Origin of the sequence: Mucilaginibacter sp. (assembly GCF_028287845.1) — a bacterium.
In the GTDB taxonomy this organism is placed as follows: Bacteria; Bacteroidota; Bacteroidia; order Sphingobacteriales; family Sphingobacteriaceae; genus Mucilaginibacter.
Map to the genome: position 1 here is coordinate 1 of NZ_JAQBOW010000026.1, position 20,897 is coordinate 20,897.

Here is a 20,897-nt window from a genome sequence, read left to right on the forward strand (position 1 = left end):
TTGTTGATGTTGGCCAGATCGCGCCGGCGCTCTTTAACTGCCTTGCCGCGCTCTACAATAACAGGCTTCATGCCCATTTCTATACACTGCAACGCCGCGAACAACCCGGCCGGACCAGCGCCTACAATAATTACCGGCTTGCCGTTTTTAACATCGGGGTATTGTTGCGTGTAAGTTTCGGGGTGATGGCTCTCATCTATAAAAACCTTAACCTGCATGCGGTAAAGCACCCGGCGGCCACGCGCGTCGATACTGCGTTTTAGTACCTGTATGCCAGTAATTTTTTGTGGTGATAGGTTAAGCGATGAAGCGGCAATGCTTTTTAACGCTGCTTCGTCTTCCTGCTGCCCGGGTGGGCAGGTTATTTCTATTTCTTTTATCATTGGGTTGCCGGGTTTTTATCCCGGATGGGGTAAAGATAGGGATTAGTGATTGGTTAATAAAGATTGGTGATTAAAGATTAGAGATTAGGCTAAGCACATGGGATAAATCTCGCAGGGGGTGAACTACCCTGACCTACCTGGTCTACCCTGATCTACCCTCTTTACCGCTTGCGGAAGAGAGGGAGATCGAGCGACTTAGCGATGATCGGGTGAGTACTAATAAAGCGACATTACCGCCAGTGCATGGTAGCGATTACTCACCCCGACTACGCTACGCTGGTCGGCCCTCTCTTCGCTGCGCGGAAAGAGGGCAAAGAAATTTTAACGGAGTTTGCCCTGAATTTTTCAACAAAAAATCAATATTCGTAAACTGCCTTGCCTCTTTTTGTGTCATCTTTGTATGATCTATAAAAACAACATACAATGCAATTAGCCAATAACAAAATTTTAATTACCGGCGGGGCAAGCGGTATCGGCCTCGGACTTACCGAACGGTTTATCAAAGAAGGCAATACGGTTATTATTTGCGGACGGCGCGAATCTGCTTTAAAAGAAGTTGCCGATAAATTTCCCGGGGTGATTACCCGGGTGTGCGACCTCTCTGTTGAGACTGAACGCGTAGCGCTTTATAACTGGGTTGCCCAAAACCATAACGATTTAAATGTGCTGGTTAATAACGCGGGTATACAGCAATGGATAAAAATAGATGCGCCCGACTTTTATGAACGTGCCAAAGACGAGTTAGCCACTAATGTTGAGGCGCCGCTGCATTTAACATCGCTTTTTATAGGGTTAAAAGCGTTAAACACTATTATAAATGTAAGCTCGGGTTTGGCTTTTGTGCCGCTAACTGCCGTGCCGGTATATTGTGCCACCAAAGCATTTTTCCATTCGTTTACGCTCTCGGTACGCCATTTACTGAAAGCGAAAAATATTGAAGTGATTGAAATGATACCCCCGGCACTGAATACCGACCTGGGTGGCAAGGGCCTGCACGACGCTTATCCACCGGTAAGTGCTTTTGTTGAAGCGGTATTTGAACAGTTAAAGCAGGGAAAAACCGAACTCACCTTTGGCTTTAGCGAAACCATGGCCAATGGCAACCCCGACACTATAAAAGTTGCTTTTAACAGGCTGAATCCAAGTTGAGGCGCGGTTCTGCTTATTTCACAATCTGTCCGCTGTTCGAAGTCTCCGACTTCGAACAATTATGCCTGTAGTTTGCAACTACATAGACAGCTTTTTACACGATAGTCTAAAGACTATCTGCATATCAGTCTGGACTCAATGGTTTGGGACAGGCGTAAATAGGATTATTAAAGGAAAATATTCTTTTTTTATAGTTAATAAGGCCTTTATATTTAGGACTGTCTTTATCCTTTTCCTTTAGAATTTTATTTTTCAATGAATTGGTTTGTGTCAATCCATTTTGGCCTACACCTACGCCCGTTACAATTTTATTTCCGGCTTTATAATGCGTCTTTTTATGACTTATTAAATAGCCGTCATTATTTATAATTTGAATAATGCTTTGAATTTTTTCTTTGAAACATTCAGAACCTGATAAAGTGATGTCATCTACAAATGTTGTGAATGCTAGTTTATTTTCAATTGCCAACTGAGACAATTTATTTCCAGTTTTAATGAATACCAAATTAGCAATTAGGGATGATGTGGGGGCTCCTTGTGGTACCTTGCCTTTATAGGTAGTAAGTTTTACCAATTTACTCGCTACATCTGGAGAAAAATCAAAGGATATAAACATTTCATATACCTGTTTATTATTTATTGATGGAAAAAAAGCAGATAGGTCTGTAGTGAAATTGAATTTCTTCCCTTTGTGGACATTTGCATTTTTTATATTATCTTTTCCTTTTATTCCACCATAAGCATAAGATGGAATTTGAATTTTTGATAAAACAACTTTACTTAATCTTTTTTGAATTGCTTTTAATCTATGAATGCTGGGATTAATAATCCTTAAATCCGGCACGCCATTTTTTAATTTAATACTACCATCGTCATTAGTTTTTTCTGTTATTTTTTCATAATAATAATTTTCAATATTGTTTAACAAGTCGTCTAAATCCTTTTCACGAATTTTCAATAAATACGACAGGTGTTTTAGCGATTTTATCAAACTAATTAATTTGGAGATGAAAAAAACTGATTAAGTAATGATTGTACAGATGGAGCTATCAAAGAATAGGCGTCTTTTTTATCAGAAGGAATATCTGTTTCATCCATTGACAAGAAAAATAAAATCGGGAGTGGAATTGATAGTTTTTCAGCTATTTTCTTTAATGTTGATAAATTTGGTTCTTTTAAATTGTTTTCAATTTGCGAAAGGTAAGCTTGTGTAATATCGCAAAGCTCTGCGAAAGTATTTTGCTTAATTCCTTTCTGCTTTCTAATGCTTTTAATTGCTGCACCTAAATCCATAATAATAAAATTAAATTGAATAAAGAGAGGCGTCTTCATCATAAAAGATGTTTGAATAAGTCTGCATGAATATACAATCCAGCTAAAATTTCAATTGCTTTAAAAACGAGTTCCCAATTTATGGTTGTCTTTTCGCCGCTTTCGACTTTGCTTTCTTGTAATAAGCTAGTGCATCTATCTAATAGATCTTTTTTTGAATCAGAACAAAAACAACGGTCCTTTGAAATGACAACCTGAATCACTTGGATCAAATCATCAATTTTTTGAAAATCTTTTTTCATATATAATAAGTTTTTAGTTGACGAAATTGTCTGCTAATTCAATTTCTACTAAAAAGACTCATCATCGTTGTTTATGATATCACTACCACCTCTCTTATCTGCTAAATAATAACATTCAGCTTAATAACACTTCTCATCGCTTCCTAATCACCGTATCATTGGTAATAATTGGTATTGCTAGCTAAACATTTGCGGTATTAGTGGTTACACTTTACACCGTATGCATGTTGTGAAGGTTAAGATACCCTTTCGGGTTGTGTAACTTAATACACTTCATTTGATTGAGTTTTTACTTTTTCAAAGAACGACATGACAAATTTATAAATAATAACTTACAGTGCAAATTTATTTAAAAATAATTTACTGACAGTTATATTTTGATATAATAAAAGAAACCCCGCTGTTCGAAGTCTCCGACTTCGAACCACTATGCCTGTAGTTTGCAACTACAGTCCGCAAAGCCTATATTTAAAGCGTGGCGCGCACAGGCTATATTATTCACGATCAACAGGCAATTTACTACATGACCTTTACGGTGGTGGGCTGGATAGATGTATTTTCAAGACAAACCTATCGCGACGTGGTAATTGATTCGTTTAAATATTGCCAGAAAAACAAAGGACTGCATTTGCATGCCTATGTAATCATGACCAATCATATCCACTTAATAGTTTCGGTAGACGAGGGCCATACCATAAGCGACTTTGTGCGCGACTGCAAAAAGTTTGTAGCGAAACAAATATTAGATGATATACAAAATAATAATACCGAAAGCAGGCGCGAATGGATGCTGCACCAATTTAAATATTATGCGTCAAGGCACAGTCGTAACGAAAACTACCAGTTATGGGAGCATGAAAATCATTTTGTTGAACTAAGCTCACCTGCATTTACACAGCAGAAGATTGATTATATTCATGAAAATCCGGTTAAGGCAGGTTGGGTTTATCGCGCGGAAGATTATGTTTATTCGAGCGCATCAAATTATGCCGGTATTGATGAGATAATTGATGTGGATTGTTTGATTTTTTAGCGCCGGTAGTCTAAAGACTACGAGCATAGTGGTTCGAAGTCGGAGACTTCGAACAGCGGGGGGTAAATTCAATCAAGTATTAACAACCAAAAGTGTAAATTTTTTCAGGACTGATAATTCAAAAAAAAGTGTTTCACATCAGGTGTTTCACCCTAAATTTGCAAAATTTATAAAATGGCATAAAATGTTTATTATAAGCTATTTAACATTGTTTACTTAAAGTGTTAGTACTGTTTCATAGTGTTTCACTCATTTTGTCAAATTACTATATATCAATTGGTTAACCTGAAAAAGTGTTTCATGTGTTTCATTAATTTGTGAAACACTTTACTGCTCCCATATGGGGGGTATTTCCAAATGTCTAAAAATAGATAATATAAAAAAGTCCGAATTTTGTACAAAAACAGCCTTTACAATAGCTTAAACACGGTTTTTAAGATTTACGGTTAATTTTATGCTGTAAAACGATTTGTCCCGCTAACTTCCATTTGGTACAATTTTGGTTCCATTTTAGTAGGATTTTTTACCTTAATAAAGCCCTGTTCTACCATTGTTGCTTGTATTAATCACCTATAAACAACACTTTAACGCCATTTAAGCGGCTTTTTCGTTCTACAAAGTGTTAGTAACGATTAAGATACCGTTTTACCTATGAATTAACGGTTTTAAAAGTTGGACGGACAGTTGGACGGACAGTTGGACGTACACCAAAAAAACGGACAGCTATTTTTTTACATTTTTGTACACATGCGTATACCGCCAATTGTCTGTTATTTGGGCTCTACGTTTCAAAAATTCGTCTCTCATTTCTTTAGTCTGTGGGATAAGAGTCCCGGTATACAATTGGTCAAAACATTCAAAAAAAGTATTAGTGAATAAAGTTATGCAACTGTCTATTTTGCGCAGATATTCTATTTTTCCTTTTGTGTCAAGATTGTTATAAGGATACCTAAACTCATTGTCAATTATAGATGGCCTTGCCAGCGTATTAAGCAGATCAGCTTCGGCCTTAGTTGCAAAATCGCCTTTAATATTTAATTCCTGAAAAAGCAACAACCTTATATCTATTAAACTTTGATATAAAAAATTAACCTGTTTACTACGTACCTGGGCCTGGTTTAAAAAGTCGGCTTCATTCAAGTGGTTGTTAATATCAATGACATTTTCGACAGCGTTAGTAACAAAATAAGTTGCGCCAGCGTTTGGCTCCTCATCTAATAAAAAATAATCAGCGGATATATTAAAAGCTTTGCAAATATCTCCGATCATCTCAAAAGTGGGTTTGTTACGCCCGGATTCTATCATTGATATACTATTTCGCTTAACACCAATCTTTTCCGCGAACTCATCTTGAGTTATATTAAAATACTGTCTTAATCTCTTTAATTGTATGCTGGAATGTAACATGTTAAATTGTCAATATAAATGTTGTTAATGTCAATTATAATGTCTTAGTTTGTATTATAATAGTAAACAAAAATAACATTATAATGGAAAGAAACGAATTAAAGGCAAAAGTCCCGCATGGTTATGGCCGGGTAATAGCTAAGAAAGCTGGAGTTACTAAACAAGCCGTGTCGCAGTTCTTAAATGGAAGAAATAACAATGTTGCTATAGAGTTGGCAACGCTCGAAGTACTGGCCGACCTGTCGGAAAAGAAAAATAGTCTTTTAGCCCGTATCAATTAAGAAATTCTATGCCGGTTGAGTATAATGGTAAAATAGGAGTTACGGTAAACGAAATTCTCCCTTTTTTTAGCTCTTATTATGTAATTGAAAAAAGACTTAGGGACGGAATGTTTATTCGTATAAGACTTGGAGGTAATGGTCGGGTTTTGTTAATGGATTTTGATAGTATGCCTACTGAAATACAGCATGCTATCGGCGACCCCCGCCTGGTTAAGCATATTTTTGAGAAATATTACCGCAACGACAACGAGGCCCGCCGCTTTTATACGCAATATAAATTAGAGAACGGCTTTTATTTAGCCACCGAATTACAGGATAAATATATACTTAATGCAGGGGTATTAAGGGCCGTATTAGGTTTTAGGACTGATCTTGAAAAACGAAATAATAAAGGTTTAAATACAAAGGGCGTTGATGAGGTGTTGCTTAATCATACAATAACCTTTCAGCAAACTCTTAAAGCAAAGCACAATACAGAACATACCCTGCCAGGTAGTTTAAAGCGTTTTAAAGAAGTTTTAAAAGCCTTTGAAAAGAAAGGGTATGTAAGCCTTATTTCGGGTAAAATTGGCAATAACAATAGCCGAAAGGTTACAGACGATGTAATGGCATTGCTGGAAAGTATGTTTGCTAAAGCTACTATAAAGCCTTCGCCTATTGAAGTATCACGCCAGTATAATAAATTCTTAGTCGGACATCTTGAAATTATAAATAACGGCACCGGTGAAATTTACGCCCCGGCGGAATTTAAAGAGTTAAGCGAATACACTATCAATAAGTATTTAACCGGCTGGAAAAGTGCAATAGCAACATATTCAGCGCGGAGCGGCGACAGGCAAAAATATATGCAGGGCTATAAGCCGTATGCTTCGCTTGACAAACCAACAAAAGCGGGCAGTTTACTATCCATAGACGATAGGCAGCCACCGTTTGTAATGCTAAACGGCAAACGAATTTGGCTTTATGTAGGAATTGACGTAGCCAGCGGGGCTTGCGTGTGCATAGTGGCAGCAAGAACAAAAGAAGCTATGATACTTGAATTTTACCGCCAGTTGGTAAGAAACTATGCGGAATGGGGTTTGAGTTTGCCGGATGGATTGGAAGCGGAAAGTAGTTTAAATTCATCTTTTACCAATACCTTTTTAGCCGAAGGTGCCATGTTTGAAAATGTGCGCATAGAGGCCAATAATGCGAGGGGGAAAATAATTGAAAACTTTAACGGTCGTATGCGTTATGGGCTGGAAAAAATAGAAGCAAACTGGAACGCACGGCCCCACGCCCGGCGGGAAAGTAACCAGGCCGGAAGCCGAAAGGTTGAGGCAATGGATTACAAAGATATTGTAGCCTTATGCTTTAAAAATTATGAAACCTGGAATAACATGCCGCATGATACCGAACCCGATTTATGCCGCTGGGAATTTTTCATGGAACGACAGCACCCGGATTTAAAACCAATCAATTACAACGCCATATTACCTTATTTGGGCTTTAAAACTCGAACCAGTTGCCGAACTGGCATTATAAAATTGGACCGTAGTGAATATATTTTAGGCGATAACGGCGAAGTGTGCTTAGGTGATAAGTTAATAAGCTTAATGGAACGCGTGGAAGGCCACGACATAGATGTGTATTGGCTGGATGACAATAACGGCAAAATATTCAAAGCATTGGTTTATATCGGCACATTGCTAATCTGTGAAGCCGTTGTTAAACCTCGTTTTAACCGTGCTAAAATTGAACAATCGGACGAAGATAGGAAGGCAATGGCTGTAATGAGTAGTTATATAACCACCATAGAAGCATACGGGCGCAGGCGTAAAAAAGGAATTGAAGCAGTTACAATAATTGATAATACCCCTAAACCCGAACGCAAATTTAAAATGCCTGGCTTAAAATATTATGACCCATCGGATATAAAAAGCGGCGGCCTATTACCCGAACCGGCAGAATTTGACAAGCCAATCCAAAGCTTCGTAAAACCATTAGACCAAAGATTTTAAACACAAAACCATGATAGAAATTTCAAGAGACATTAAGAAAAAGGCGGTAGCCGCCTTAATTGAAGTACGCGGAAACCATAGCGGTAGCAATGAAAAGTTTGCTAAACAGTGGGGATTTAGTGGCGCAGTTTGGAGCCGCATGCGGTCGGGAACAATAGACGGCCTTATAAACGATAGTATTTGGCTGCATATCTGCCGGGAATTAAATGTAGTTGCCGGTGAAAGAAAGTGGAAAGCGGCGCGAACGGATGTATTTATAACCATAGAAGAAGATGTACTTTTTTGCAAGGAACATGCAAAGGCAAAAATGTTTGTAGACGAGTGCGCAATAGGCAAAACATTCGCTGTTAAATATCTCTCCAAAAAATTGCAAAACTGCTTTTATGTCGATGCCAGCCAGGCAAAAACGCAACAACTTTTGGTAAGAAAACTTGCTAAGGCAATTGGCTTAGATAGCACCGGCAGGTACAATGCAATAAAAGACGAAATAAAAGCCTATTTAAAGATGCTGCCGGAACCTATCGTAATAATTGACGAGGCAGGCGACCTTAATTATAACGCATTACTTGAATTAAAAGAGTTTTGGAATGCTACCGAAGGCGCATGCGGATGGTATTTGGTTGGCGCGGATGGTTTGAGCGAAAAGTTACGGCGGGGGATGAATGCCCGCAAGGTTGGGTTTAGAGAAATATTTAGCCGGTTTAGCAGCAGTTTTACCCGGTGTGTGCCGAACGGCGAACAAGATAAGAAGGCCTTTTACAGGAAGCTTTACAGCGACGTACTGGAGGTAAATATGGAAGATAAAGCCCAAATGGAAACCGTAATAAGACGGTGTATATCAACCGATATGAGCGAAAATGAAGGTGGCTTGCGCCGGGTTGAAAGTTTATTAATTCTTAACAATAAAAGATAACCTATGAGCGCAGAAAATATACCAACGGATAGGAAGCGATTACTAAAAAGAGATTATGCAGTACTGGAATTTCAGGCAGCCGTATTGTATATAAAAGATGGGCTATCAGCGCAAGCGATCTGCGATAAACTAAATCTCTCCATGCCGACTATTCAAAAATGGAATGAAGCTGGCCGCTGGAAGGATTTGCGCCCCGATATGGAACTATTAAACGAATATAAAGCCGCGCATTTATATGTTGAAAAAGGATTAACTACCGGCGAAATCAGCCAGCAACTAAGCATACCTGAAACGCTTGTTAAACTATGGATTTATAAAAACGGGTGGGATGCCGCTAAACTGGTAAGCAAATCGCAAAATGTAGTATTTGAGGTCGTTTCTGCCTTTTGTTTGCACTTTACAACAATATTCCCTAAAGATGCTGCACAAATTGAAGTGGCACAAAATGACTTTATTAAAAAAATCACCGCAAAAAATTAAAATTATGGAAACGATAGCAAAAACAAACAATACAGATACCCAAAATGAGTTAGCGGCCATTTTAACGGATGCGGTACACATCAGCCGGGATAACCAATTGAAAGAAATTTGCAGCGAAGCTTTATTATTGGCCATTTTTAATAATGAGCCGATAGCCGCGAAGCTTTTAAAAATGGGCTTTAACATTTTTATGTTTAAAAGGCTATTAGCTGAAAAGCTTAAAACCAAAGCGATTGATACCCCGCCCCTGGAGCCGCCTTACAGTGTGGCGATTGACGGCCTATTGATATTAACCGCAATGGATAAGAGCGGCAGAAATAACGGCTTAAAACTACTCAAAACGATTATCAAAAATAACAACACGGCAGCGGCCCGCCTACTTAAAGCGGAACGTATTACATTAAACAGCTTTAATGAATTAGTTTATAAACCAATAATAAATTAACGGTAATGCAAACAGCAACAAAACCACAAATAGCCAAAATACATGTACTGCTCAATAATTTAGACATTGCAGATCAAAAAGCCGAAATGGTATACAATGTAAGCAATGGCCGTACCGAGAGCAGCAAGGAATTAACCATAGACGAAGCCCGCATCTTAATTACCTTTTTAGCGGAGTACGACCCTCGCGAAAAGCTAAAGGGCCTTATCTTCTCATTGGCTTATAAGGCTGGGATTATTTACGGCGATACCCCGGACGATAAAAAAATGAACGCTGCAAAACTCATTCAGTTTATTAAAGAGCGCGGATCGGTTAAAAAAAATCTTAACTCCATGAATTATAGCGAACTGGTTAAGGTGCATCGCCAGTTTGAAGCAATTTTAAAAAGCAATCAAAAAAGCAGTGATAATAAACTGGCTGATAAAGCAGTAAAAAGTTTGATGAATGAATTAAATCTACAAACACTGTAAAAATAAAAACGTAAAAATTTAATTGAAAAATCAACCTTAATTAAATAAACAATGAATACAAAAACCTTATCCGAAATAGATGCCAAAAGAGTGTCTCTATTTACTGATTTACTGACCATAGGCGTAGAGCCGGAATATTTGAAACAAGTGCTAACCCGGATTTATATTAGATACACAAGACTGTTATTAAACAGCAGGGACAGTGATTCCGCAGCGATGAATATCGGAAAAGACACCGATATGGAATTGTATTATTTAAGTGAACTTATTGAAGTATTAGCAGGCGGATACGAATATTAGCCTGCAAAAGTGCAAAAAGTGCCTTTAAATTAGTTTAAAGGCGCTTTTTTTATGAATTTACTTTTTTGATAATGCATATACCCCTATCCTTTAATGGTTAATTTTGCGCGTTAGCCATGTTGTTTATGAGCAACTAAAAACAAAGCCCCTTACTATGTATCGTAAACTTTTACTCATAGCCCCGGGTGATGTGTTAAAAAAACGTGTTGTAGCATGGGGGGTATATGCACTTTGTAGCTTTAATAGGGATGCCCTGCCCTTACAAATGATTTAGCACACATTAATCATAATATACTGATTATGTGATTGTTAAAACCTATGTGTCGCAGTCTAATTTGCAGAGTATTAAAGAGTTAAATAATTTTACTACGTAAAATTTAAACTATTTAATACCCCAAAGCTATCCATGAAAAGAACCACCAAACGGTATGTAATCACTACCAGTGCCCTTAATTGTTATTCTTACCGAATTCTATCCGATGGTGTGGATTTTAGCCAATATATAAATAATCCGATTTTACTATGGATGCATCAACGCGCCAGCGGAAACACTAAAGATCAAATTTTGCCATTAGGCAGAGTAGTTGAAATTCGTCGGGACGGTGATGCCTGGACAGGTCAGCCCGAATTTGACGAAAACGACACTTTTGCAATGTCAATATTTGCTAAGTATGAAGCCGGTGTATTAAACATGCTTTCAATAGGTGCGATACCAGTAGAGATAAGCGACGACCCTAAATATATGCTGGCCGGACAAACTAACCCTACTGTTGTAAAATGCAAGGTAACTGATGTTAGCTGTGTTGATATAGGAGGTAATGCCCAGGCATTACCAGTGCAGCTATTTGATGTTACCGGCAAACTAATTGCCCTGTCTTATACCGGCATTTCAAGTTATTTACAACTGGCAAAAAAAGGGGCTATGTTTTCAACAAATAATCATAAGCAATCAACTATTGATGTGGTTACGAACGGCGTAGATTCAGGCAAAATTACAGAAGATTATGCCGAGGCTTTATTAGGTATCGGCCATGATGACGATTCAGTAAAGGAAATATTGAGCGTGGTAAAAAATGCCAAAATTAGCCCCGATAGACTGGAAGGGAAAATACACAAATCTGTAATACCATTAGTAACAAAGAACTGGTATGAACTTAAAAACGTAGCCGGAGACGGCACAGCTATTTTAAGAGAACACGCACCCGAAGTTTACAAAGCAAAGTTTTATGAAAAGCATGATAGGTTACCAGCAACAAAAGATGGGAAGCCGCTATAGTTAACCTTTGACAATTTGACGATACGAATATCGGCCGATTGTCAATAATTGTTTACGCAGAATATTTAAATAGTATTTAAAGGTTTTAAAATCAAACACACCATGTTCAATATATTTTCAAGTATAAAAACACCAACCCTGGCAATAGTAGAAGGTTGGCAAAAGCGATACGGTAAAGACTTGGCCGTATTGGAATTGGATAACAAAAAGGCTTATGTAAGATTGCCAACGGACGGTGAAGTAAAGAAAATTATAAAAAAACTCACCAGTAGCGGCAAGTCATTCAACGAAACCAAATATTTAAAAATGGTTTTAGAAGTATGCTGGCTGGGCGGCGATAAAGAGTTAATGAATAACCACGAACTTATTAAAGAAAATTTAAAAGTATGGCAAACTTTGTAGAGTGGATAGTAAAAATAAGGGATAATGTATCCAGCCCAATGCGGCAAATGGCGAACAATACGGACGGTGCATTTAGCCGGATGTCAACACGAATAAATCGGGTGGGTAGTTCTGTAGATCAGTTAGGCACCCGAATAGATGCGTTGACTAAAACCCGAAATATGTCGCTGGACATACGACAGATCACCCGTGCAAATAAAGAAATTGATGCACTGGAGCGTCGAAGAGATGCTTTGGAAAACAAAGGCCGTAAGGGGAGTAATATGTTCGCTACCGGCTTAATGCTGGGAGGCGTTGCCTTGGCTACGGCAGGTATTGGCAGTATGCTTAAAAACGGTATGGACAGGCAAATGGCTGGTGTAAGTTTTGATGTAATGGCCGGTAAGAAACAGGGCGGCGAGTTACATAAAGACCTTATAGGCTTTGCCACCGATACTATATATGGTAACGAAGTTTTTGGCGAAGCTAAAATGATGTTAGGTTTTGGTGTAGCCGCCAAAAACGTAATGCCGTCGCTTAAAATGCTGGGCGATATTGCGATGGGTGACGTAGAGCACATGAAAAGTTTAACCCTGGGCTTTAGTGAGGCCGCGTCTGCCGGGAGGTTAACCGGGCGTGAATTGCTGATAATGAATGACGCGGGATTTAATCCATTAAATGCTCTTGCCGCTAAAACAGGCCGTTCAATGGCTGATTTGCGCAAAGATATGGAAAAGGGCAAAATTACTTTTGGCGATTTAGCAAGTGCAATGCAATACGCTACTGGGCCTATGGGCCGATTTCATGACGGCATGCAGCGGATAGGTGAGACACCAACCGGCAAATGGATTGCGTTTAGGGGTGCGCTTGAAACGCTTTCGGGTACCATCGGCATGAAATTGCTGCCCGCTTTAGGGGGTATCGCCATTTTCTTAAATGGCTTAATAGGACAGCCCGATTTATTGCAAAACATAGCAATAGGAATTGGCAGTATGGCCGCAGCCTGGGGTGTATATACGGCATGGACAGAACGCGCAACGATAAGCACCTATGCTTTAGAGGCTGCGGCTATGTGGCCGCTTGCCGCCGTTGGTTTACTGGCCTATGCTTATGCCGGTTTGAATAAGTACAACAATGATTTTGCCGATAATACTAAAGATACCGCCGATAAGGTAACTGACGTTTGGGGTAACATACGCCGAACGTTTGAGGATGTAACCTACTGGATACAGCGCACAATTTTAGGCTTTAAAGACTTAGGCTTTAAGTGGTCGAACTTTGAAGGGCTGGTAATGAAAGGCGATCTTTTAGGTGCGGCAAAGGCGTTAACAACCAGCGACCCAAGACTGGTTAAAATATACCGGAAATTAGATAATGATCATGTTTGGAACCGAGCAATGGATGTAGCCGGATATGATAACGAGGGTAAGCCAAAAGGCAAAGGCCTAAGCCCTATGTCTTATCTGAGTGGCAAGTTCGACCTAAAGGCGCAGAGCACTGGCGGTAACGTTCCTGACGGTGTGGCCGATACAGCTAAAGGCATTTCGGGCGGGGGCGTGCGCAATCTTACCATAAACATAGCCAAACAGGGCATAGATCAAATTACTATCCATGCTGCTACGCTTAAAGAAGGTAAAGAGCAAATACAAAATATGTTCATTGAAATGTTTAACCAGGTTGTTAACTCAGGTAACGCTGCCGTAAATCCTAATTAAAAATGGAAAATACAAAAGAAACTTATCCACTTTGGAATGAAGCAAAAACTATAGGTAGCGACGATATGCAAGTATCTCTCCTTAAATCAGAAGATAAGACAGCTGAAGAAAACGTTATAGCAAATCCAATTTCGGCTGCCCTTAAATTCCCCGGCGACTGGGATTTGTTACCCTGTGGCACTATAGACAAAATTATATTATACGTCGAGTAATATGGCATTCGTATTAAACAGCATTATAAAGATAGGACAGTACAGCTTTCCAGGCGGTGTAAATGAACTGGTGATAAAAAAGAACGTGCATGTAATCATCGATACCGCAACGCTTAAAATACCGGGGTTAGGAGGTATTGTAAGTATTAAAAGTGTTATAAACCAAACGCTTAGTTTTGTGGGTTTAGGCACACAGCAAGTAACGCCAAACTTGCCTAACAGCAGCGTACAAACTGCTAAGTTATTTAAAGAGGGCGACCCGGTAAGTATTGACCTAGGATATAATGGCGACCTGCGTAATGAGTTTCGGGGCTTTGTGCGCCGGGTAAACTTAACAACGCCAATCACTATTGAAATGGAGGGTTATGCCTGGCAGTTACGTAATCAAAACATATTAGCCAGTTGGAAGGTGACAACTGTAAAAGAGGTTTTAACCAGGGTGATACAAGGTACTGATATTGTGTTAAGTCCGGACATTCCAAATATTCCATTGACTAATTACAGCATCCCTAATAAAAGTGGTTTAGACATACTTGACGACTTAAAAACAAGGGCGCTACTCACTATATATTTTGCTGATAATGTATTGTACGCGGGCATTGAAGAAGGTCGGACTACCACCAATACCGATGGAACAAAAACGCTTACTGGTTTAGCAGAAGTTAAATATAATATCGGTTATAACTGCGTAACAAATCAACCCGATTTAAAGCAGCGGTTAGGTAAAGATAACCTGGTGCGTGTGCGCATTACAGCAAGATTAAAAACCGGAAAAGTTGCGCTGTATGAAGCTGGAGACATGGGCGGCGCTATACAAACTATAAACATGCCTTACTTACGCGACGGTGAAAATTTAAAAGACTTAGCTGCCGCAAGGTTAAAACGATTAAAGTATGATGGTTTTGAAGGAAAAATAACCGGCTTTTTGCAGCCATTTTGCCTGCCCGGCTGGAAAGCTACTATAACAGATAAAAGATATAATGGTGCGCGCGCCGGAACTTATTTTGTTCCGGGAATAGAAGTAACATTTGGCGTAAAAGGAGCCCGACGAAAGGTTGATATAACATACAGATTAGATTAAAAAATGGAAGAAATAGCTAAGTTAAGAGAACAGTTTTTAAAGACCGCCGCCGCCTTTGGCCCAATGACCCTACATGATGCGGTAGTATTAGCCGTAAGCGACGAAGATTTTACTTGCGATATTGAATTAGACACCATACCGGTGTATGGTGTACGGCTTCGTGCGGTTGTAAGCGAAAATCAAAGTATTGATGTGCTGCCAAAAGCGGGCACACAAGTGATAGTTGGAAAAATAAATGAGGGTGACTATATAGTATTTAGTTGCGATGAAATAAGCCTGTATAGGGTAACTACCGGCATAACAGTGTTAACAATGGACACCACCGGCGTACTAATTCAAAAGGGCGAAGAAAGCCTAAAAAAGATATTGACGGACTTGGTTAACGGTGTTTTATCTGTAGCCGCTCCAAAGGATGTTCCAACCATAACGGGACTTGTATTGCGAATTAATGACCTTTTAAAATAATAATTAACCTTAAAAAATGAAAAAATGAACCCCGTATTAATTTATACCGACATCACCCGAATAGAGCGGGAAAAAGAATTTTTAGACGATAGCGTTGCGCTATTTCAATCTATTTATGATGCCCTAACCGCGCTGGGCATTAATGTTACATTGAATGAAATAAATAATCTTGTTTCTTGGACATATAGGGGGAACGGCGGCCCTAATTTTGAACAAGAGTTTGTCATTAATAAACTTTTAGATGCTGCTACCTATATGGTAAATGGCATTACGGTAACAAGAGAAGGAATGCGTAGTATAATGGCTATTCCTGATGTTTCGTCGGTAATAACAGCCTTAAAAGGCGTTGGTTATCTTTATAGTAACAACCTTGGAGTTAATGCAGTAGAAATTGCTTTATTAATTCTTACTGCTGGAGTGGTGGCGAAAGTGCCAACGGCTTATGATACTATAACCGCCAAATATACTTATTACACTCAAACCGATGCCAGCGCGGCTTTAGCGAACAGTTTGCAGGGTGTTTGTGATGCATTAAATACCCACGATGCAGCATATAAGGACGCTATATTAATTGGTTGCGATGCTGGCACACAACCCGCTGTACAAGCGTTAACCCAAATGAAGGGTATAGCTATAATCGGTGATGAGTTTACGCCAAGCCTTAGTTATATAAGGAAGTTTGAACAGACGGGTTCATTATTTACAACGTAATTTCATTTGGTTTTTTGTAGTCGGCTACGCGCGAGGCGTAGCCGTTTTTTAAATCTTATCTTTTAACTATATAAATATCAATTTTACAAATGGCGTTAGGGGCACAATTTGCAAACTCAATATTCAAAGAGGATATAAATAAATCCACTGAAAAGCATGTAAAGGGGTGCTATACAGATAATAGAAACTACAAAATAGCATGTCGTTTTTATTATTACTTCAATATCAAAGGCTTGCGGTACGAGCGCACGCTTACGGTACTTCATGATGAATTTGATTTAAGTGAATTACGTATAGCCCAGCTTATAATGGGTGCTGGCGATCACCTGGAGAAATTAAAACAAGACAACGCTGATAAAAAATATTTAGCTAATAAATTGCCACACTATAACTGGAATTAAAAACCGGCCCTCTTCTTGAACTCTCACAAACAAAACTGTTCTTTGAAATATTGATTTAAAGCCCTTTAATGGGTTTTTAAAATAACTTTAATACCTTCGTAAGGTTATGCATCCAATGCCTGTTATTCTTTAATAGCAGTCCGTATTCGGAAAGCCATTACAAGTATTATAAATTAGCCGTTAAGGCTCCATTTCCGGCCGTTGTTTAGCGTTCGTTGTTATGGGCTGGTGTTAATAGCTTGCAAAACCGTTAAAGTCCCCTTTGTGGCCTAATCAGCCAGCACAGGGATAAGCTTTAGCGGTTTTTAGTTTATCTGTCAAGTTCTGTTTCCGGCTGTTATTCAAACTTATCGGCAATTAAGTCGGGGAAAATATTACAAGTCGTTTTAATTTTAAGAGATTAAATAGTCATATTATGTGTCCCGTGGCAAACACTTTTGTAATTGTTTAAACGCCTATTGTGCATATACCCCCTTAACTACAGGCATAATTTACGTTGTATTTAAGGCTTAATTTGTCGTTGTTTCCATCTTTTTACCCTCTAAATTTCCTTTTTGGATTTAGAAAATCGGACTTTTGGATTTTTCGATCATACCCAATTATGCCTATCTTGCAACTACATTAAGCAGCTTTTTATACGATAGGCTAAGACTATCGGCATATCAGGCCCCCAGCCGGGCAGCGAGAAAGTAAAAACACCAAAAAATTGTCAGAAAATAAACACTGGCATGGAAATAGTGCTACCTGCCATAATTTACTATTTACAACATGCGCAAACCAAAATTACCTGCATTTAACCTTAAAGGGATTGATGCCAAAATAAAAGCGGGTTTTACCCAACTGGCACAAACTGGCTTTAAACAAATTTTTAACCGGATAGACCAACTGGGCATTAAAACGGGTGTTGATAAGCTGGGCCTTGAAAAATTCATTAACCAATGCGCGCTGCTGGCGGCAGGCTCGGGCGCTATGGCCGGCGCGGGTGGCTTATCTACCCTGGTGTTGGGCATCCCGTTTGATCTGATCAATATAATTACACAGCAGTTTAGGGTTACGCTGGCTATTAATTATTATTATACGGGCAAATACCAGCTAAAATTTGCTGATTTTTTTACGATAGTGGCTGCCTCGTTAAAGGTAGATACGGGGATGACCATCAGCAAAAACGTAATGGAAGAGGTTGCCGAAAAGCTGATGCTCAACCTCGGCTCGAAAACCGCCGAACGGCTGATACCGGTAGTGGGCGCGGTAATTGGCGGCTCGGTAAATTATTTATTTATTAAACGGATGGCTAATACTTTGCAGGCGAAGCTGGCGGTTTAGGATGGTACTCTCGAGCTCGTATTCGCCGGCGGCGCATAGCCATAATAAAGGGCATCACAATTCAGTTTTGCCATTATTTGTAACAACGCTATTACCAACAATCACTTTACAGCTTTTTTTTATCCTTCATTATCAGTTTGGTTATAATTGTTCGTTTACCTAATTAAAATCCTAACTGAATTTTATCAAAATGAAAAAGATCATGCTTTTAATTTGCATGGCGGGCTCTCTTAGCCTGTCGGTTGCACAATCTGTTAAATTGAGTGTTAATGCCGGTTTAAACCTGTCGTCGTATAGTGGCAGTGAATTAATGTGGGGGAGTGGAACCTCAAACGTTACCACTTCAGCTCTTACCGGGTTTCATGCAGGCATTGTAGCCGGCGTTGACGTAGCACAGTTTTCCATCCAACCCGGCTTATTGTATACTACAAAAGGCAGCAATTATGTTGCAACAACAAACGAGGTATCTACCGGCGGCAGCTATACCAACACCACCACCGATAAGCAAACCCTCAATTATCTGCAACTGCCGGTAAATGTTTTATATAATATCCCGGTAACAGGACTTGGCAAGTTATTTATTGGCGGCGGACCATATGCCGCGCGATTACTGTCGGGCAAAGACGACTTTACATCAACGGCCACCCAAATCGGTACGCCTACCAACATCGTAGGCAGCGGGGTAGTAAGCTCTGGCAATGGTGCAGATAACATTAAAAAATTAGATTACGGCGCCAATGCGCTGGTTGGCATAGCTTTTAAAAACAAAATATCATTTAGTGCCGGTTATGATTATGGCCTGGCTAAACTTTCGGATAACGGATACGCAAATAAGAACCATACACTTAGCTTTTCGGCAGGTTATTGGTTTTTGTAAGATTTTATGATTGCTAACGGGCGGTTTAGGAGATTCTCCCACAATGTCATCAAGTTAAGGGAGATCATGTTTAAAATGCCCCTGTAGGGGCAAAACGTCGGTAGAAAATATTATATAAATCATTTAGCGTGCCGTCAGGTACGCAACATCGGCGAGGTTCCGTACCTGACGGCACAGCATTTCTTTTTGTATTTATTTTTCTACCGACCTTGAACCCCGATGGGGTTTTCCTTAACTTAATGACATTGACTATCCTCCCAGGTGGAGGGAACCGCACGGCCCAAACGCCGTTTCGCTTTACTCCGCTTTCCGCTTTCAGCTAAAAAACATACTTTTGCCCTATTATGAGCGAAGAGAGATCATTAAATTTTATTGAAGAAATAGTTGAAGAAGATATAGCTGCGGGCAAGCACGGCGGCCGGGTATTAACCCGTTTCCCGCCCGAGCCTAATGGCTATTTGCATATTGGTCATGCTAAGTCCATCTGCTTAAATTTCGGGCTGGCAAAAAAATACAACGGCAAAACCAACCTGCGTTTTGATGATACCAACCCCACCAAAGAAGAAACCGAATATGTTGACAGCATTAAAGAAGATGTAAAATGGCTGGGTTTTGATTGGGCCGAAGAGTTATATGCGTCTGATTATTTTGATAAATTATATAATTTTGCCGTAACGCTGATAAAAAAGGGCCTGGCCTATGTGGACGACAGCACAGCCGAAGAAATTGCCGCGCAAAAGGGCACACCTACCGAACCGGGCACACCTAACGAATACCGCAGCCGCAGCGTAGAAGAAAACCTGCAATTATTTGCCGATATGAAAGCCGGTAAATACCAGGATGGTGATAAAGTACTGCGTGCAAAGATAGACCTGGCCTCGCCCAATATGTTGCTGCGCGACCCATTAATATACCGCATTAAACATGCCCACCATCACCGCACCGGCGATGCCTGGTGCATTTACCCAATGTATGATTTCGCGCATGGGCAATCTGATGCCATTGAAGAAATAACACACTCTATTTGTACGCTTGAATTTGTGTCGCACAGGCCATTGTATGACTTGTTTATAGAGGAGCTAAATATATTCCCATCCAAACAATATGAGTTTGCCCGTTTAAACATGACGTACACCGTTATGAGTAAACGTAAGCTGCTGCAATTGGTTAATGAGAACCATGTAGAAAGCTGGGATGATCCGCGTATGGCTACCATCAGCGGTTTGCGCCGTCGGGGTTATACGGCCGCGTCTATCCGCGAATTTTGCGAGCGTATTGGTGTTGCCAAACGCGAGAATATGATAGATTTTAGCTTGCTGGAATTCTGTATCCGCGAGGATCTGAACAAAACTGCCTGGCGCCGCATGGCCGTGTTAGATCCGATAAAAATGATCATCACGAACTATCCCGAAGGGAAAACAGAAACCATGCACGGCGAAAACAACCCCGAAGTTGAAGGCGGGGATGGCGGCAGGGATATGCCTTTCAGCAATGAACTTTGGATAGAGCGTGAGGACTTTATGGAAGAGCCGCCTAAAAAGTTTTTCCGTTTAGGTGTTGGGCTGATGGTGCGTTTAAAGAATGCTTACATTGTTAAATGCGAGGATTTTAAAAAGGATGCCGATGGCAAGGTTACAGAAATATATTGCACCTACATCGCCGAATCAAAATCGGGCCATGATACCAGCGGTATCAATGTTAAAGGCACTATCCACTGGGTAAGTGTACCCCACGCTAAAACAGCCGAGGTGCGTTTGTATGATCGGTTGTTCCAGGTAGAGGATCCATCAAACGAGGAAGGTGATTTTAAAGATTACATCAATCCAAACAGCTTACATATCATCCCTAACGCTTACATAGAGGCCGACCTGGCCAATGCCGAAATGGGGAAAGGCTACCAATTTATTCGTAAAGGTTATTTCACGCTGGATAAACATTCAACTGCTGATCAACTGGTGTTTAACCGTACCGTGACCTTGAAAGATGGGTGGGCGAAGAAAAGCTAAAAGTCGAAGGCTTA

At 39.8% G+C, this 20,897-nt stretch carries 25 protein-coding genes; 20 read left to right on the forward strand and 5 right to left on the reverse strand.

From position 1 onward, the window contains the following. Nucleotides 1-383, reverse strand: a 383-nt coding sequence (locus JWP71_RS02135) for an FAD-binding protein (RefSeq protein ID WP_299496588.1), incomplete at its 3' end; no start/stop codon positions are given. A gap of 423 nt (nt 384-806) precedes the next feature. Here JWP71_RS02135 and JWP71_RS02140 point away from each other — a divergent pair. Beyond that, nucleotides 807-1,532 (forward strand): SDR family NAD(P)-dependent oxidoreductase, encoded by a 726-nt coding sequence (locus tag JWP71_RS02140; RefSeq protein WP_299496590.1) that lies wholly within the window; start codon nt 807-809, stop codon nt 1,530-1,532. A 124-nt stretch (nt 1,533-1,656) separates the two neighbouring features. On the opposite strand, the gene JWP71_RS02145 is transcribed toward JWP71_RS02140, so the two are convergent. Genes JWP71_RS02145 through JWP71_RS02155 form a run of 3 tightly spaced genes read right to left on the reverse strand, consistent with a single transcriptional unit; the run spans nt 1,657 to nt 3,106 of the window. Continuing rightward, nucleotides 1,657-2,490, reverse strand: coding sequence for a reverse transcriptase family protein (locus tag JWP71_RS02145; protein ID WP_299496592.1), 834 nt, complete (start codon nt 2,488-2,490; stop codon nt 1,657-1,659). A 38-nt stretch (nt 2,491-2,528) separates the two neighbouring features. Continuing rightward, nucleotides 2,529-2,825, reverse strand: coding sequence for a helix-turn-helix transcriptional regulator (locus JWP71_RS02150; RefSeq protein ID WP_299496595.1), 297 nt, complete (start codon nt 2,823-2,825; stop codon nt 2,529-2,531). A gap of 38 nt (nt 2,826-2,863) precedes the next feature. After that, entirely contained in the window at nt 2,864-3,106 is a 243-nt protein-coding gene (locus JWP71_RS02155) for a hypothetical protein (RefSeq protein ID WP_299496597.1), read from the reverse strand. 475 nt (nt 3,107-3,581) lie between these two features. On the opposite strand from JWP71_RS02155, the gene JWP71_RS02160 reads away from it, so the two are divergent. Further along, entirely contained in the window at nt 3,582-4,139 is a 558-nt protein-coding gene (locus JWP71_RS02160; protein ID WP_299496599.1) for a transposase, read from the forward strand. Between the two features lie 723 nt (nt 4,140-4,862). Here JWP71_RS02160 and JWP71_RS02165 read toward each other — a convergent pair. Continuing rightward, nucleotides 4,863-5,546 (reverse strand): helix-turn-helix transcriptional regulator, encoded by a 684-nt coding sequence (locus tag JWP71_RS02165; protein ID WP_299496602.1) that lies wholly within the window; start codon nt 5,544-5,546, stop codon nt 4,863-4,865. 83 nt (nt 5,547-5,629) lie between these two features. On the opposite strand from JWP71_RS02165, the gene JWP71_RS02170 reads away from it, so the two are divergent. From JWP71_RS02170 to JWP71_RS02255, 18 genes are all read left to right on the forward strand, one after another. Then, a complete protein-coding gene (locus JWP71_RS02170) occupies nt 5,630-5,827 on the forward strand; it encodes a LacI family DNA-binding transcriptional regulator (RefSeq protein WP_299496605.1) in 198 nt (65 codons plus the stop codon). Nucleotides 5,828-5,835: 8 nt separating this feature from the next. Further along, nucleotides 5,836-7,827: a hypothetical protein gene (locus JWP71_RS02175; protein WP_299496607.1), complete on the forward strand. Its 1,992-nt coding sequence runs from the start codon at nt 5,836-5,838 to the stop codon at nt 7,825-7,827. Nucleotides 7,828-7,837: 10 nt separating this feature from the next. Then, nucleotides 7,838-8,740 carry an ATP-binding protein gene (locus JWP71_RS02180; protein WP_299496609.1) on the forward strand — a complete coding sequence of 301 codons (903 nt, stop codon included), beginning with the start codon at nt 7,838-7,840 and terminating at the stop codon, nt 8,738-8,740. A 3-nt stretch (nt 8,741-8,743) separates the two neighbouring features. Continuing rightward, complete coding sequence (locus JWP71_RS02185; protein ID WP_299496611.1) at nt 8,744-9,220, forward strand: hypothetical protein; 477 nt, start codon at nt 8,744-8,746, stop codon at nt 9,218-9,220. 4 nt (nt 9,221-9,224) lie between these two features. Then, a complete protein-coding gene (locus tag JWP71_RS02190; RefSeq protein WP_299496613.1) occupies nt 9,225-9,665 on the forward strand; it encodes a hypothetical protein in 441 nt (146 codons plus the stop codon). 5 nt (nt 9,666-9,670) lie between these two features. Further along, nucleotides 9,671-10,135 carry a hypothetical protein gene (locus tag JWP71_RS02195; RefSeq protein ID WP_299496615.1) on the forward strand — a complete coding sequence of 155 codons (465 nt, stop codon included), beginning with the start codon at nt 9,671-9,673 and terminating at the stop codon, nt 10,133-10,135. A gap of 51 nt (nt 10,136-10,186) precedes the next feature. Next, complete coding sequence (locus tag JWP71_RS02200; protein ID WP_299496618.1) at nt 10,187-10,435, forward strand: hypothetical protein; 249 nt, start codon at nt 10,187-10,189, stop codon at nt 10,433-10,435. A gap of 406 nt (nt 10,436-10,841) precedes the next feature. Next, entirely contained in the window at nt 10,842-11,711 is an 870-nt protein-coding gene (locus JWP71_RS02205; RefSeq protein ID WP_299496621.1) for a hypothetical protein, read from the forward strand. 102 nt (nt 11,712-11,813) lie between these two features. Next, the gene (locus JWP71_RS02210; RefSeq protein WP_299496623.1) at nt 11,814-12,113 is read left to right on the forward strand and encodes a hypothetical protein; all 300 of its coding nucleotides are present in this window, start codon (nt 11,814-11,816) and stop codon (nt 12,111-12,113) included. After that, nucleotides 12,098-13,807: a tape measure protein gene (locus JWP71_RS02215; protein WP_299496625.1), complete on the forward strand. Its 1,710-nt coding sequence runs from the start codon at nt 12,098-12,100 to the stop codon at nt 13,805-13,807. The genes JWP71_RS02210 and JWP71_RS02215 overlap by 16 nt, the downstream gene beginning before the upstream one ends. Before the next feature lie 2 nt (nt 13,808-13,809). Then, nucleotides 13,810-14,019 (forward strand): hypothetical protein, encoded by a 210-nt coding sequence (locus JWP71_RS02220; RefSeq protein WP_299496627.1) that lies wholly within the window; start codon nt 13,810-13,812, stop codon nt 14,017-14,019. A 1-nt stretch (nt 14,020) separates the two neighbouring features. Further along, complete coding sequence (locus JWP71_RS02225) at nt 14,021-15,100, forward strand: hypothetical protein (RefSeq protein ID WP_299496628.1); 1,080 nt, start codon at nt 14,021-14,023, stop codon at nt 15,098-15,100. Between the two features lie 3 nt (nt 15,101-15,103). After that, on the forward strand, nt 15,104-15,565 hold the full coding sequence (locus JWP71_RS02230) for a hypothetical protein (protein WP_299496630.1): 462 nt from the start codon (nt 15,104-15,106) through the stop codon (nt 15,563-15,565). A 24-nt stretch (nt 15,566-15,589) separates the two neighbouring features. Beyond that, nucleotides 15,590-16,276, forward strand: coding sequence for a hypothetical protein (locus JWP71_RS02235; RefSeq protein ID WP_299496633.1), 687 nt, complete (start codon nt 15,590-15,592; stop codon nt 16,274-16,276). Between the two features lie 89 nt (nt 16,277-16,365). Then, nucleotides 16,366-16,677 (forward strand): hypothetical protein, encoded by a 312-nt coding sequence (locus JWP71_RS02240; protein ID WP_299496635.1) that lies wholly within the window; start codon nt 16,366-16,368, stop codon nt 16,675-16,677. 768 nt (nt 16,678-17,445) lie between these two features. After that, entirely contained in the window at nt 17,446-18,000 is a 555-nt protein-coding gene (locus tag JWP71_RS02245; protein ID WP_299496637.1) for a hypothetical protein, read from the forward strand. Between the two features lie 190 nt (nt 18,001-18,190). After that, nucleotides 18,191-18,877 carry a porin family protein gene (locus JWP71_RS02250; RefSeq protein ID WP_299496639.1) on the forward strand — a complete coding sequence of 229 codons (687 nt, stop codon included), beginning with the start codon at nt 18,191-18,193 and terminating at the stop codon, nt 18,875-18,877. Between the two features lie 344 nt (nt 18,878-19,221). Then, nucleotides 19,222-20,883: a glutamine--tRNA ligase/YqeY domain fusion protein gene (locus JWP71_RS02255; RefSeq protein ID WP_299496641.1), complete on the forward strand. Its 1,662-nt coding sequence runs from the start codon at nt 19,222-19,224 to the stop codon at nt 20,881-20,883. Nucleotides 20,884-20,897 lie beyond the last annotated feature (14 nt).